Source organism: Bacillus infantis (genome assembly GCF_020171945.1).
Lineage (GTDB): Bacteria > Bacillota > Bacilli > Bacillales > Cytobacillaceae > Bacillus_AB > Bacillus_AB infantis_A.
The window spans coordinates 64,143-77,946 of record NZ_JAIVAP010000016.1 but is presented as its reverse complement, the minus strand read 5'-3'; the positions used below and the strand labels follow the sequence as shown (position 1 = coordinate 77,946).

Annotated in this window: 13 protein-coding genes; 4 read left to right on the top strand and 9 right to left on the bottom strand. The window is 43.7% G+C overall.

The window, feature by feature from the left end:
- Nucleotides 1-34: 34 nt before the first annotated feature.
- On the top strand, nucleotides 35-664 hold the full coding sequence (locus tag LCM00_RS18815) for a YesL family protein (protein WP_224904959.1): 630 nt from the start codon (nucleotides 35-37) through the stop codon (nucleotides 662-664).
- 23 nt (nucleotides 665-687) lie between these two features.
- On the opposite strand, the gene LCM00_RS18810 is transcribed toward LCM00_RS18815, so the two are convergent.
- The 3 genes from LCM00_RS18810 to LCM00_RS18800 form a co-directional block, all read right to left on the bottom strand.
- Nucleotides 688-1,509, bottom strand: a complete 822-nt coding sequence (locus tag LCM00_RS18810) for a carbohydrate ABC transporter permease (protein WP_224904958.1) — start codon at nucleotides 1,507-1,509, stop codon at nucleotides 688-690.
- A gap of 14 nt (nucleotides 1,510-1,523) precedes the next feature.
- Complete coding sequence (locus LCM00_RS18805) at nucleotides 1,524-2,402, bottom strand: carbohydrate ABC transporter permease (protein WP_224904957.1); 879 nt, start codon at nucleotides 2,400-2,402, stop codon at nucleotides 1,524-1,526.
- Nucleotides 2,403-2,492: 90 nt separating this feature from the next.
- On the bottom strand, nucleotides 2,493-3,794 hold the full coding sequence (locus LCM00_RS18800; protein ID WP_224904956.1) for an extracellular solute-binding protein: 1,302 nt from the start codon (nucleotides 3,792-3,794) through the stop codon (nucleotides 2,493-2,495).
- Nucleotides 3,795-3,936: 142 nt separating this feature from the next.
- On the opposite strand from LCM00_RS18800, the gene LCM00_RS18795 reads away from it, so the two are divergent.
- Both LCM00_RS18795 and LCM00_RS18790 read left to right on the top strand, forming a co-directional pair.
- Nucleotides 3,937-5,136 carry an ROK family transcriptional regulator gene (locus tag LCM00_RS18795; RefSeq protein ID WP_224904955.1) on the top strand — a complete coding sequence of 400 codons (1,200 nt, stop codon included), beginning with the start codon at nucleotides 3,937-3,939 and terminating at the stop codon, nucleotides 5,134-5,136.
- Between the two features lie 27 nt (nucleotides 5,137-5,163).
- Nucleotides 5,164-6,774, top strand: coding sequence for a glycoside hydrolase family 43 protein (locus tag LCM00_RS18790; protein ID WP_224904952.1), 1,611 nt, complete (start codon nucleotides 5,164-5,166; stop codon nucleotides 6,772-6,774).
- Between the two features lie 314 nt (nucleotides 6,775-7,088).
- Here LCM00_RS18790 and LCM00_RS18785 read toward each other — a convergent pair whose 3' ends face one another.
- From LCM00_RS18785 to LCM00_RS18775, 3 genes are all read right to left on the bottom strand, one after another.
- Complete coding sequence (locus tag LCM00_RS18785) at nucleotides 7,089-7,484, bottom strand: hypothetical protein (RefSeq protein WP_224904950.1); 396 nt, start codon at nucleotides 7,482-7,484, stop codon at nucleotides 7,089-7,091.
- Nucleotides 7,485-7,676: 192 nt separating this feature from the next.
- Entirely contained in the window at nucleotides 7,677-8,546 is an 870-nt protein-coding gene (locus tag LCM00_RS18780) for an alpha/beta fold hydrolase (protein WP_224904948.1), read from the bottom strand.
- A gap of 146 nt (nucleotides 8,547-8,692) precedes the next feature.
- Entirely contained in the window at nucleotides 8,693-9,493 is an 801-nt protein-coding gene (locus tag LCM00_RS18775) for a phosphotransferase (RefSeq protein ID WP_224904946.1), read from the bottom strand.
- A 333-nt stretch (nucleotides 9,494-9,826) separates the two neighbouring features.
- On the opposite strand from LCM00_RS18775, the gene LCM00_RS18770 reads away from it, so the two are divergent.
- The gene (locus LCM00_RS18770; RefSeq protein ID WP_224904943.1) at nucleotides 9,827-10,357 is read left to right on the top strand and encodes a DUF6241 domain-containing protein; all 531 of its coding nucleotides are present in this window, start codon (nucleotides 9,827-9,829) and stop codon (nucleotides 10,355-10,357) included.
- Nucleotides 10,358-10,426: 69 nt separating this feature from the next.
- Here the strand turns inward: LCM00_RS18770 and LCM00_RS18765 are convergent, their stop codons facing one another.
- The 3 genes from LCM00_RS18765 to LCM00_RS18755 all read right to left on the bottom strand — a co-directional run bounded on the left by LCM00_RS18765 (nucleotide 10,427) and on the right by LCM00_RS18755 (nucleotide 13,386).
- On the bottom strand, nucleotides 10,427-10,891 hold the full coding sequence (locus LCM00_RS18765; RefSeq protein WP_224904941.1) for a GNAT family N-acetyltransferase: 465 nt from the start codon (nucleotides 10,889-10,891) through the stop codon (nucleotides 10,427-10,429).
- A gap of 200 nt (nucleotides 10,892-11,091) precedes the next feature.
- The gene (locus tag LCM00_RS18760) at nucleotides 11,092-12,120 is read right to left on the bottom strand and encodes an STAS domain-containing protein (protein ID WP_224904939.1); all 1,029 of its coding nucleotides are present in this window, start codon (nucleotides 12,118-12,120) and stop codon (nucleotides 11,092-11,094) included.
- A gap of 237 nt (nucleotides 12,121-12,357) precedes the next feature.
- Nucleotides 12,358-13,386, bottom strand: a complete 1,029-nt coding sequence (locus tag LCM00_RS18755; RefSeq protein ID WP_224904937.1) for a fatty acid desaturase — start codon at nucleotides 13,384-13,386, stop codon at nucleotides 12,358-12,360.
- Nucleotides 13,387-13,804: the final 418 nt, after the last annotated feature.

The window sequence follows — 13,804 nt, the reverse complement described above, 5'->3', positions numbered from 1 at the left end:
AGGTTTTACTTAAGGATAATTGGAGGCTTCAGATATGGTAAGCAGCGTTTTATACCGGTTATTTGAATGGATCACCCGTTTCGCTTATATGAATCTCTTATGGATACTATTCACTCTTGCAGGAGGCATCCTCTTTGGGTTCTTTCCCTCCACCCTCGCCATGTTTGCCATCACAAGGGACTGGCTGAGGGGGAAAACAGACACACCCCTATTCTCCAGCTTCCTTTCATATTATAAAAAGGATTTCTGGAAGGGCAATCGCCTGGGCCTCATTATCATAATCACCGGTTCCCTGGCCGGCTTCAATCTTTGGTCCACCCAGGCCGGCTTTGATGTGCTCACCTGGGCTTATGTCCCTTCACTCGTGTTCATGATGCTTTTTCTGCTGTTCCTTCTTTTTCTTTTTCCAGTTTTTGTGCATTATGACCTCAAAGTTGGACAGCTCATCAAACAGGCTCTGCTGATTATGCTCATCAGTCCGGTCCACACCGTATTGATGATCCTCTGCCTTGCTTCACTTTATTTTATCACTCAGCTGGCCCCGGCCCTTCCCTTTATATTCGGAGGCAGTTCAGCAGCTTTTATCATCATGTGGCTCTGTCTACATACCTTCAATAGAATACAGCAGAAGCAGACCAAACAAAAAACACTTTCTCCCGATTGAAGGAGAAAGTGTTTTTTTTTCTATTATCCTTTAACTGCACTTGAGGAGATCCCTTCAACAACTTTATTGCTGAAGAAAAGAAACGCCAGCAGGATCGGAAGCACACTGATAATGAGTGTTGCGCCGATCGCGCCCCAATCAGTCATATACTGGCCGATGAAATTCTGGATTCCGACCGTAAGGGTTTTATACTGATCAGAGCTGATAAAGGTATTGACGAAAACAAACTCATTCCAGTTATAGATCATATTGATGATCACAGTGGTCGACATGATCGGGATCGTCATAGGCAGGATGATTTTGAAAAACATCCTGTGGACTGAACAGCCGTCCATGATGGCCGCCTCTTCAATTTCCCGTGGCAAAGTGTAATAAAAGCCGAGAAGGATCATCATTGTAATCGGCAGATTATAAGCCGTATACGTAATGACGATTGACCATGGATTGTCAATCAGATTTACATTTAAGAACATGCTGAACAGCGGGATGATTGCTGAATGGATCGGGATCATAAGTCCGACCATGAACAGCCCAAGCACCAATTTGCTCAGCTTCCACTGCATTCTTGTAATGGCAAATGTCGCCATGCTCGCCAGGAGTACGGTCAAGAGGATGGCCACGCCTGTAATCCAGATGCTGTTCCAGAAATAAATCCCGATGCCGCCTTCCCACACCTTGGTGTAGTTCTCCCACCTGAATTCAGTTGGCAGCGAGAAAGGGGATTTCGAGAAGATTTCCTGGTTATTTTTTAAAGAAAACAGGAACAGCCAAATGACCGGGAAGACCTGAAAGATGGCTACGATTGCCAGGCAAAGATAGAGTATGAAGTAACCTGCTCGTTTCATTGTACAACCCCCGCTTAATATTGAATTTCTTCTTTGGTAGCTGTTGCCTTGCGCACAATCACTGTCACAATCAGCGTAATGATCAGGAGCAGGAAGCCGATGGCGCTGCCGTATCCGAAGTCATTGCTTGAGAAAGCCAGTTTATACATATAAGATGCCATAACCTCGCTGGCGCCATTTGGGCCGCCGCCGGTCATTACATAAATCAGGTCGAAATATTTCAGTGACCCGACCACAGCCAGCACAATCGTCACTTTCACAACACCCATGATCAATGGGAGCTTGATTTTCCAGGCGATCTGGAGCGGTGTGGCCCCATCGATCCTTGCTGCCTCAACCAATGATTCCGGAATGTTTTTGAGTGCTGCATAGTAAATCAAAATGTAAAACCCTGCGTATTGCCACAAGATAGGAATAAAAATCGCATAAAGAACGATTGACGGCTCTGCCAGCCATGCTGGAGGATCTTCCACACCGAAGGCCATCAGGATGCTGTTGAGCATTCCGTTGGTCGGGTTGAACACCTTGATCCACAGCTGTGCAATCGCTACAGAAGACAGCAGCATCGGAATCAGATAGATTTTTCTCAGCAAATCTGCCCCTTTGATCCGGGATGCCAATATCATTGAAATGGCCAGATAGATGATCAGGCTCAGCGTTGAAAATACGGCCAGCAGGAAAGAATGGTAGGCACTGTCCCAAAACTTCCCATCCTGGATGGCATTGATATAGTTTTCCAGCCCTATGAACTCCATAGCTCCGATGCCATCCCAGTCCATCAGGCCGTAATAACCGGTCAAGATCAGAGGGATGAAGATGAGGATACCAATCAGAAGGAGTGCAGGGAGAACGTATAATGCGATAATCCACTTGTTTGACATTACTTTATTCATCACATTCAACCCCATATTTAAAAATGAAAAGGACAATCCGGCAAAGGGTATGTCCTTTTCTTTAGTTGATTACTAGTGTTCCGTGAACTCTTATTCTTTGGACAGCGCTTCTTCGTGCGCCTTGGCAAATTCTTCAGGAGACACTTCTTTTCCAAACAGCGACTGAATCATATCTAAATGCACCTGGGCTGTATCTGCGCTCATCTGCACATCTGCAAAAAGCGTGATATTGCTGGCAGAGTTCAGGTCTTCCAGGACATCGACATACATATCAGGAAGATCAAGTGACGCCGCATCCACTTTTGTTGCCGGGATGACGCCTGCATCCGTCACTGACTTTTCCCCCCACTGCTGAATGAAGTAGGATGCAAATTCCTTTGCTTCTTCCTTCACATCGGAATCCTCTGCAACGAATAATCCTACTCCAGGACCGCCGACAAAGCTGTCCATGTCACCTTTTCCATCGACAGTCGGGAAGTTGAAATAGCCGACCGAATCCCTGAATTCCTGAGGAACGTCTTCATTGGTTGTGTAATTCGGCAGATCCCATGTGGCAATCAGGTACATAGCTGCCTGTTCGTTCATGAACATGCTCTTCGCTTCTTCATCGGCAAGTCCGTTGAAGCCTTTGACAAATGCATTCATGTCAACCAGCTCCTGCACCTTTTCAGCAGCCGAAACCAGGGCAGGGTCTTCAAATGAACCGCTGCGGTCGATCGCTTTTGTCAGGACATCTCCGCCGCCGATCCGGTCAGCCAGATACATATACCATAGAGACCCGGTCCAGCGGTCTTTGTTTCCAAGCGCAATCGGAGCAACGCCGTTTTTATCCAATGTTTCTACTACATTTTGAAACTCTTCATAAGTTTTAGGCGCTTCCAGCCCATACTTTTCAAAAATAGCTTTATTGTAAAATACTGTTGCAATGTTCAATTCAAGCGGCAGTCCATATGTGCTTCCATCGACTTCATATGCTTCTGCTGTGCCGGATACAAATTTATCTTTTAAATCTCCTTCAAGAAGGTCATCCAGCGGGGTAAATTTTTTTCCGCTCACATAAGGGTCCAGGAATCCTGCAGCCCATGTCAGTCCTACATCCGGCAATTGGTTAGAAGTGGATAATACTTTCAGCTTATCTTTATATTGCTCATTGCTCAGCACTTCCAGGTCCACTTTCACATCCGGATGCTCGCTCTCAAAATCCTCAATGATTCCGCTTACAATTTCGTTGTGCAGCTTAGAGCTTCCTTCAGGCCAAAGGTGCATGAATTCAATTGTTTTCTCATCACCGGAGCCGCCGCTCGCTTTTTCGTCGGAGCCTGAACAGCCTGTAATCAGGGCAAGGGAGGAAAAAATGGCAAAGACTGTTGTAATCGCTTTCTTCTTTCTCAAACTAAATACCCCCAATATTCTTTATTTTGAAACCGAGATTTGTTACTAAACATAGATTACCATCTCAAAGAATGTTTGTCTAGCGGATAAACTAAGTTTATAATATAAAATGAAAATGGTACACTTAGGAAAACAAAACGAAATGGAGCTTTTAAAAATGAGGCTGACCCAGACCTACAACCAGCATGTTGTAAAAAAAGGCAATAAGTCGTTAGTACTGCAGACCATCCAGGAGTACACCCCTATTTCAAGGGCGGATATCGCCAACCTGACCGGATTGAATAAGGGGACTGTCTCCTCCCAGGTGAGCGAGCTGCTCAGTGAAGGCCTTATCCTTGAATCAGGTCCAGGTGTTTCAAGCGGCGGGCGCAGGCCTGTTATGCTGCTCTTCAACCAGGTTGCCGGCTATTCCATCGGCATTGATATCGGCGTCAACTATATTCTTGGGATCCTGACCGATCTTCAGGGAAAAATCTGCAGCGAGGAACTGATTAAGTTCAATGACCTGACCTTTGAAGAAATCAAAGAAGAGCTATTTAAAATTGTCGATACCCTGATCGGTTCCATGCCGAAAAGCCGCTACGGACTGGTCGGGATCGGCATCGGCGTGCCTGGCACCGTCAGCACGGAAGGCGAAATCCTTCTTGCCCCCAACCTGAATTGGCGGAATATCGACCTGAAATCAGTGATGACAGAGAAGTACAATGTTCCCATCCTGATTGAAAATGAAGCTAATGCAGGGGCATATGGAGAGAAAAAATTCGGTGCAGGACAGGAAGCCAATAATATCATCTATGTAAGCATCGGCATCGGCATCGGTGTCGGCCTCATTTTAAACGGAGAGCTTTATAAAGGAAACAATGGATTCTCCGGTGAGCTTGGCCATATGACCATTGAAACAGACGGACCTGTATGCCGCTGCGGCAACCAGGGCTGCTGGGAGCTTTATGCTTCTGAAAAAGCATTGGTCGAATCTGCGGCAAGGAATGAGATCCAGCCGGAGGATGGGCAGAAGCTTTCACTTGAAAGCCTGAATGAACTGGCTGAAAACGGGGATGCCGGCGTCATTCACATTTTTGAAGAGATCGGCGGCTATATCGGGGTCGGAATCAATAACATCATCAATATCTTTAACCCTGAGCAGGTCATCATCGGCAACCGCCTCGCCTCTTCTTCCAAGTGGCTGGAGGAACCGGTGAAGAAGAAGCTGGTCCATGCGCTTTCTACACACAAAAAGGATCTAAAGATTGATTTTTCCCAGTTATCCACCCATGCTGCTGCATTCGGGGCGGCCGCTTATGCGAGCGAAAACTTCCTGACCATCGATATCCAGGAAGCCTAACATTATATCCAGGAGAGGTGCTGTACAATGACAATCATTCAAAATCCGATTTTAACAGGCTTTAACCCTGATCCAAGCATTTGCCGTGCAGGCGAAGATTATTATATTGCCGTTTCTACGTTTGAATGGTTCCCTGGCGTCGGGATCTATCATTCCAAGGACCTAAAGAATTGGCGGCTCATCTCCCGCCCGCTCAACCGCCTCAGCCAATTGAATATGCTGGGCAATCCTGACTCAGGCGGCATCTGGGCCCCTGCACTCTCTTACCATGATGATAAATTCTGGCTGATCTACACAGATGTCAAAGTCGTCGACGGACAATGGAAAGACAGCCACAACTACCTCGTCACCTGCGACAAGATTGATGGAGAATGGTCTGAGCCTGTCTACATGAACAGCTCCGGCTTTGATCCTTCTTTATTCCATGATGAGGACGGAAAGAAATACTTCGTCAATATGATGTGGGATCACCGGGTCGGCAACCATAACTTCTATGGTATCGTCCTGCAGGAATTCAGTGTAGAGGAGCAGAAGCTGGTCGGCAAAAAAGAGGTCATTTTCAAAGGCACCGATATTAAACTGACTGAAGCGCCTCACCTTTATAAGATGAACGGCTATTATTATCTCCTCACAGCCGAAGGAGGAACAAAATACGATCACCAGGCAACCATCGCCCGCTCAAAAGATTTGTGGGGGCCATATGAAGTGCATCCTGACAATCCGCTGATCACGTCATTCCCTTACCCAAGGAATCCGCTGCAGAAAGCCGGACATGCTTCGATCGTAAAGACGCATACGGACGAATGGTTCCTTGTGCACCTGACCGGCCGCCCATTGCCGCAGGAAAACAAAGCGCTTCTCGATCCGCGCGGCTATTGTCCTCTGGGCAGGGAGACTGCCATCCAGCGTCTCGAATGGAAAAATGACTGGCCATATGTGGTTGGAGGCAACCAGCCATCCGTCGAAATCGAAGGACCGGCCATAGAGGAAGTCAAGTGGGAGAAGGATTTTGATGAGAAAGATGATTTCAGCTCTGAAACTTTGAATCTTCATTTCCAGTCACTAAGGATCCCGCTCGGAGAAGATATCGTTTCATTAAAAGACAACCCTGGGCATCTGCGACTTTATGGAAGGGAATCTCTAACTTCTAAATTTACGCAAGCACATATTGCGAGGCGCTGGCAGCATTTCAACTTTACGGCCGAAACAAAAGTGGCCTTCAATCCTGACACATTCCAGCAGGCTGCCGGACTTGTAAACTACTATAATACTCAGAACTGGACCGCCCTGCAGATCACCTGGCATGAAGAGAAAGGCCGCATCCTCGACTTGACGGTCTGCGACAACTTCACATTCAGCCAGCCGCTCCAGGACAGCCCGATCACCGTTCCGGACGAAGCAGACTATGTTTACCTGCGCGTAAATGTAAGCACTAACACTTACCGCTATTCCTATTCATTCGACGGAAACAGCTGGACCGAAATCCCAGTCACCCTGGAGTCCTACAAACTCTCAGACGACTACATCAACGGAGGCGGCTTCTTCACCGGCGCATTCGTAGGCATGCAATGTCAGGACACATCCGGGCAGAGGCTTCATGCAGATTTTGATTATTTTGTTTATCGAGCCAAGGGGTGAGCCATGGGGTCAGACCCCCTGGCCCAGAATTAAGGAGCCATGGGGTCTGACCCCCTGGCCCAGAATTAAGGAGCCATGGGGTCTGACCCCTTGGCTCAAAATCCAATCACAAAAACTCCGCTTGCTGCCATCAGCCAGGCGGAGTTTTTTTTAGACTAGTATTAAACTTTATATTCAATTAAAGCCCCGCAGTTTTTTATTGGCTGTGTTGATAGTTTAGTGTAGAGGAATATATTTCAGTGAAACAAAACAGAGGAGTATTGCTTATGAAGAGAATTTTAATTATTGAGGGTAAAGAAAGTGTCGAATAGAGATTATAAAGAAAGTCTCCTTTTAATAAGCTCCAGTTCTCTTTCATTACGTGCAGCTTTTTCCCAAATAAAGTCCTGATCCAGCTCTAATCCATTGAATCGGTCCAATACTTCTTTATGGTGACCATCAATTTTTGCATCAGTGCTATCCATTCTTGCTTCAATGACATCAAAACGTCTATCAATGGAATCAAACTTCTTTTCAATTGAATCAAACTTCTTTTCAATTGAATCAAACTTCTTTTCAATTGAGTCAAATTTCTCGTCAATTGAATCAAACTTCTTTTTAATTGACTCAAATTTCCTGCTGTGCTCCTGTTGAACGGTTTGCATATTGGCTGCCTTTGTAAGCAGCTGCGTCAGCATTCCTTCAATTCGGTCAAATCTTTCTTCCATCATTTTCTCACCTCCCTTTACTCTATTATAAAATAGCCGCCTGAAACTAGACAATGTCAATCTTTTCACGTTAAGCGCGAAAAAGGTACCCTATCATTTTATCCCCAGACCTCCACATAAAAACAGATATTTCTTAATTACCCTATCAGATTGGAGCAAGGAGAAAATGAGCCAAGGGACCTGTCCCCCTGGCTCCTAATAATGAGCATTCAAAAACGCTGTAATATCCTCATTGATCTTAATCAAATATTCATCAGAAGGAAAATGTCCCATTTCATATGCCTTAAAGTCCGTCAGGTTTGGGATGATTTCCTTTGCTGCCCGGTTCAGCTTCTGCTCGGGAAAAAAGACATCCTGTTTGCCGGCTATGACCAATGTTGGCGCCTGATATCCCGCCAATTCATGACGCTCTGTTATCTTAGGCATATCCTGTTCGAGCTTCACGTATTTAAACACATTGCCGATAATCTCTTTATCCCGGACTTTCATAGAACCGCCAGACATAATACCAGTGAGTTTATCCAGATGTTTTTCTGAAGAAAAGGCCTTATAAGCGACCATCGGCAGTAGAATATCTTTAATCATCCTGGTCTTGGATCCAAGACTGATCCCTGCCGGCGACACCAGCACCGCGCAATCAATCAGGTCTGGCATATAGGCCGCCATCCTCATAATGATTCCTCCGCCATAAGAAGGGCCGATAAATGCACAGCTTCTGATTTGAAAATGGGCCATCAGCTGTTTTGCCCATTCCGGAAAACTGGCATCCTGGGCTGAAACCCTTGCCTCTTCACTGAATCCCGGATGACCGATTGTATCAGGTGCATAAATCCTATAGCGTTCTGCTAATGAGGAGAACCACGACAGTGTCATCGGATTGATGCAATTGCCTCCCTGAAAAATAAAAACAGGCTTAGCGTCCTTTGGCCCTGCTGCAAGAACATGCGTCCTTCCATAGCTGGTGTTCACATACATCCTTTCCACATCAAAACCCAAAGTTTCTATATACTCTTCATAATCCTTCTCCAGCGTGCGTTTGCCATGTTCATTTTTATAGATGGTCATTTGGCATCTCCCCAGTGATTTTTCTATCCGCCTTTGCAATCAATATACGTGCGAAGGAGCTGGTAAGTTTCATTTCTATTGAAGCTGTGACAGTAATTAAATAAACGGTAAAAAAGCGCTAAACCGTTAGGCTTAGCGCTTTTTATTCACATTATCCACTCTTCACCATGTTCACGAATGAATTGAAGCTCTTTCTGATAATGCTCAAGATGCCCTTCTTCAATCATTTTTTGAAACGCCTTATCTCCCTCTCCGGCTTTCCTTCGTATGGTTTTGCATAATCCTTCGATCCGGAGCAGGACCATCTCTAAATAACCCTGTTCCAATCCTTCCATATCATAGGATTGAAAGAATAATGCAACCCTCTGTTTTATGCGTTCAGCATCCTTTGAACGGTCATAATAAACTGCCTCACCTGTTTCCGTATGATAGAGTCTGCTTAAAGGAACACACGTGTATAGAGCATAAGCTATATCCCAAAGTCTCGGGCCTGGAGCAGCATGATCAAAATCAATAATCCCTGCTGGCTTTTCATGTTTAAAAATTATGTTATAGACGGCAAAATCATTGTGGCACACCACTTCGAATGGCTGAGGGGTATTATCAATCGGCTGCCAGCTCTCATCAATTGGAAAACCGCTCACGGCATCATGATAAAGCCGAAGCATTCCTGCAATCTCTTTTAAAGCATTATTAGACCACATATATTCTTTTAAAGGATAATGGCCGGCTTCTCCTTCAATAAATGTAAGGATCTCTCTATTTTTTTCGTCAATGCCCAGAAACTTTGGCGCAAAGGCAAACCCTTTATTTTCTAAATGCTGCAATAACGTATGGATTTTTTTACTATCAGCCTTTAATTCCCGCCGGATCGTATCTCTAGAACGATAAACGTTCGAGACATTTCCTCCCGTCAGCAGCTCTTCGTTTTTGTCCTGATTCATCATTAAAATTCCTCCCTGGTAAGGGACGCAATGAAAGTGCAAATAAAGATGCAATTTTCACCCGCAATATTTGCATGGCAATGTAAATCTAATTGGCCGCACCAAGTATCCCTTGAATTATTTTAGATAGAAAAATAAACGTATCCCCAAAAAAGGAACCGCCCACTGTTTCTATCCAATTCTATAAATCATTTCAAGGTATTCCACATGTGCAGTATAGATTCCCCTTTCTATGCTTCACTGGTTTATTATACCAAATATTACTAAACAGCCGATCAATAGATTTTAATGAAACCAAAAATGGTATAATGTTAAAAAAAAGGAAGGGAGCTATCTATGAAAAAAACCTTAATTTTATTGGCAGCCATCGCCTTGCTCCTGGTTCTTTTTATAACAGTCAATTTCATGAAAACAATGAATGAGGATGATAGCATAGAGCAAACTCAACCAGAATCTGCTCCCTTTGAAGAATCCTGGGATCCTGACGCAGCTCCAGAACAAGTTGCCAAAGTTGAAGGGGCAACGACAACATTCCCAGTAGACCAAAGCTCTACTGAACAGGAAGTCATGGATACTATGCACTTTATGACGCATCAAAAAGTCATGGCCGAAAAAAAGACCGGTGCTGTCGAGATGAGCAAAGAGAATATTGAGGAAATCTATAGCATCCTGCAATCGAGTGATTTTGAAAGAAAAAAAACGCTGCTGGAGATAGCAGCAAAGTGGAGAAACGACAATTTTACAGACATAATAGAGGATCATAATTATTTTTGGGAGCTTGATGCCGGTCAGGTTGGGAAAGCATACAGGGTGCTGAAACCTTCGGATGAGGAGAGATTTATTGAGAATAACTTTAGGAATCCATAAGTGCTTTGTAATAATAAACAGCTGCCTGAATGGCCGCTGTTTTTAAGTTTAATGACCTTAGGCCTTGTTTTAAGTAAGCCTCAGCTTCAATCCTTCATGTGTAGCTTTAAAACCTAACCGCTCATAAAACCTCAGTGCATCCGGCCTTTCCTTATCGGTTGTAAGCTGTACCAAATGGCAGCCGCGTTCGTCTGCACGCTGTATGGCCCATTTGATCAATTCAGATCCTACTCCCATACCTCTTACTGATGCTGCTGTTCTTACCCCTTCAATCGTGGCTCTCCATCCGCCTTGATGTGTGAGATAAGGAGTGAATGTTATTTGCTGAACCCCAATGACTTCGGTTCCCCGGCATGCTACTATCAGCTCGTTATTGGGGTCAGATGAGATAGCTTGAAATGCCTTTATGTAGCTGTGCGGAAGCGGATGCTCATACTTTTCACGTGTACTCCCGAGAATATCATCAGCAAGCATGGCCACAATGCTGTCCAAATCTTCTTCAGCAGCGGTTCTGAACCTTATTTTTGCCTCCATTGCTTATCCTCCTTTTAAGGTCTGTATTGATTTCTATGCTAACTGAGTTCATTCCATAAAGTAATTAAAATAATTTTATAGCTCCTCATAGGAATTTCTTATGATGCAGCCAGGTATTTTTGGGGGGCAGTCTTTTAATAGGATAGATCTGCAGCGACAGAGGGCGGAACTGCGTCGAAGAAACACAAAAAGAAGGCACATCATGCCTTCTTTTCTTTAATCTCGTAGCCATTTTGCTCAATGGCATATTCCACCCCGTGCTGTAATGTAGAAAAGGTTTGTACATGGCTTAATTGGATGTTTGAATTCGATATTTGTATTGCCTGGTCCGCGGAAATGCCAACGATGAAGCATTCTCCGCCTATTAAGCGGATAGAAAGAATCAGCTTTTGAATGCCATCTATTGTGTAGCTGTCCAGCCCTTTCAGACCTGTCAGGTCAATTAATAGGTAATTGGCTTTCAGTCTGGAGAACTCAAGCAGTGAACGTTCGATAAAGTTAGATAAGCGTTCATCGGTAAAATTTCCTATAAGCGGAACAACAACAATTCCTTTTAATACCGGAATAATAGGAGTGGATAATTCATTTACAAGAGTGGAAAGTTCTTCGGTTCTTTCTTTTACTTTTTGCTCCAGCTCTAAAATATGTTCTGTCTCTCTTTGTCTTGCTAACTCGAAAATGTTTTTTGAAGGTGTAACATCTGAAGGAAATATTTCAATTTCGTCATACTCGTTTCCATCCAGCTGGCTTTTGTTGATTTTGTACCAGACTTTTTGTTCAAACAGACCTGTAAAAATACCCGCCCAGTGGCTGGGCAGTAATACACCGGCCTTTTCCTTGTCTGTATTATTAAAAATTCTATGTTCCCAGCTGTTAGTCAGCTGAACGATTGCTCTCTTTTCCTCATAATTGTAGTGAGCAATTTTGACATTGCCCCAGCCGGCATTTCTGTAAATATCGCCATATTCTTCAAGAAGCTGTTCGAGGTCCCTTCGGCCAGTATAATAAGAGGTTACTAAATGGCCCATTCGATATCCTGTTGCTTCATATACCGTTTTAGATACATCTTCACCAGAAACTTCTTCAATTGTTTTCAAGAATAATTCTATTGCTGAATCCCAAAATAAAAGTGCTGGCGCACCGTCAAAGGTAAAAAGACCGTTTTGGGAATCCCATACAAACTTATTACTGTTTACCTTAACCGTTACGTTTTCCCTTGCAGACGTCATAAAGTTCACTCCCCGCTATTCTTACGCCTGTTTATTTTAATAGATTGACTGCTTTTTTACCAATAAATTCGCCATGTATTTGCATTTCTATACATACCTCATTTGTTACAGATCATTCGATAGAGTACCTGAATATAATAAAGTACATTTTTTAAGACAAAAAAAGTGCTGACTGCACAAATCATTGCGCATGTCGGCACTTTTTTGTAAACCTCTTATCATGACAGCCCGGTCTAATTAATCAGATCCCAGCCGTGCTGATTCCTGGGTTTTAGCAGCTTTTCCCAAATGGCTAAAACCAACAAATTTCTTGCCCTCTTCATCCCACAGACGGAACTTTAATGATGCCAGGCTTGTTGCCAGTGTAATGGTCGGAACATGCTGGAGAGGTTCAGTGTTTTTATGCACCTCTTCAAGCTTGTAGTTTGGAACTCTTGGGCTAAGGTGGTGGACATGATGGAAACCGATATTGCCTGTCAGCCACTGCATGACTTTGGGAAGCTTGTAAAATGAGCTTCCTTCAACAGCTGCTTTTACATATTCCCAATGCTCATTTTCTTCAAAATAAGAATCCTCAAATGTGTGCTGAATATAAAACAGCCATACTCCGAGAGTACCCGAAATCATGAAAGTCGGCACCTGAACGAGCAGGAAATTCTGCCAGCCGATAGCCCAGCATACAAGTCCCGCCACAGCGGCGATTCCGAGGTTCGTCACATACGTATTCATCTTTTCTTTGCGCTTTGCACCTTTGCGATTGAAACGATTGGTAATGCCAAAAACGTAAATCGGACCGAGAATAAACATAACAAACGGATTTCTGTAAAGCCTGTACATTATTTTTGTTTTAGTTGAAGCTTCCAGATATTCCTCAACAGTCAGTACCCAAATATCGCCTGTACCGCGCTTGTCCAGGTTGCTGCTTGTTGCATGATGGACAGAATGGTCGTGTGCCCACTGGTCGAAAGGATGAAGAGTCAGAATCCCCGTTATGGTGCCAAGGATCCGATTGGCCTTTCTGTTCTTGAAAAAGGAATAGTGGCAGCAGTCATGAAAGATAATGAAGATTCTCACTAAAAAACCTGCAGCAGCCACAGAAATCGCTAATGTAAGGAAATAAGAGACCGATAAGCTCTTATATGCCAGGTACCACAGCACGAAAAATGGCACCAATGTGTTAATAATCTGCCAAATACTTTTTTGTAAATCGGACTTTTCATAAGGAGTAACCATCTTTCTCAAAGCCCTTGGGTTTTGTTCGTTCATTTTTGAAAGCTTCTCCTTCACTCATTTATTTATTTAAGTATAGAAAACGTTTTATTATTCCGGTAGTCCCAGCTGTCATGTACGATACATGATAAGTGTCATGGTTTTCTGAATTCCACAAACTTTGACCACTTCCTTTTTCACTAAATATCAAATATCCCCGCTGTCCAATTTTATAAAATAACCATTACATATGTATTTTTAAGTAAGAAAACAGAAGATGAAGAAGGTACGAATATGGCTGCCCAGGGATAAGAGGAACGTAAAAAAATATACCCGGCCCTTTTTCGAGCTAAACTCTCTCCAAGATTTTCTATGAGAAGAAAAAATTTAATACCAATATCCTTTAACAAATATTGCCATAATAAAACAAGAATATAATTTGCAATTTTTTCCGATTGCTGTTATGATGAAAAAG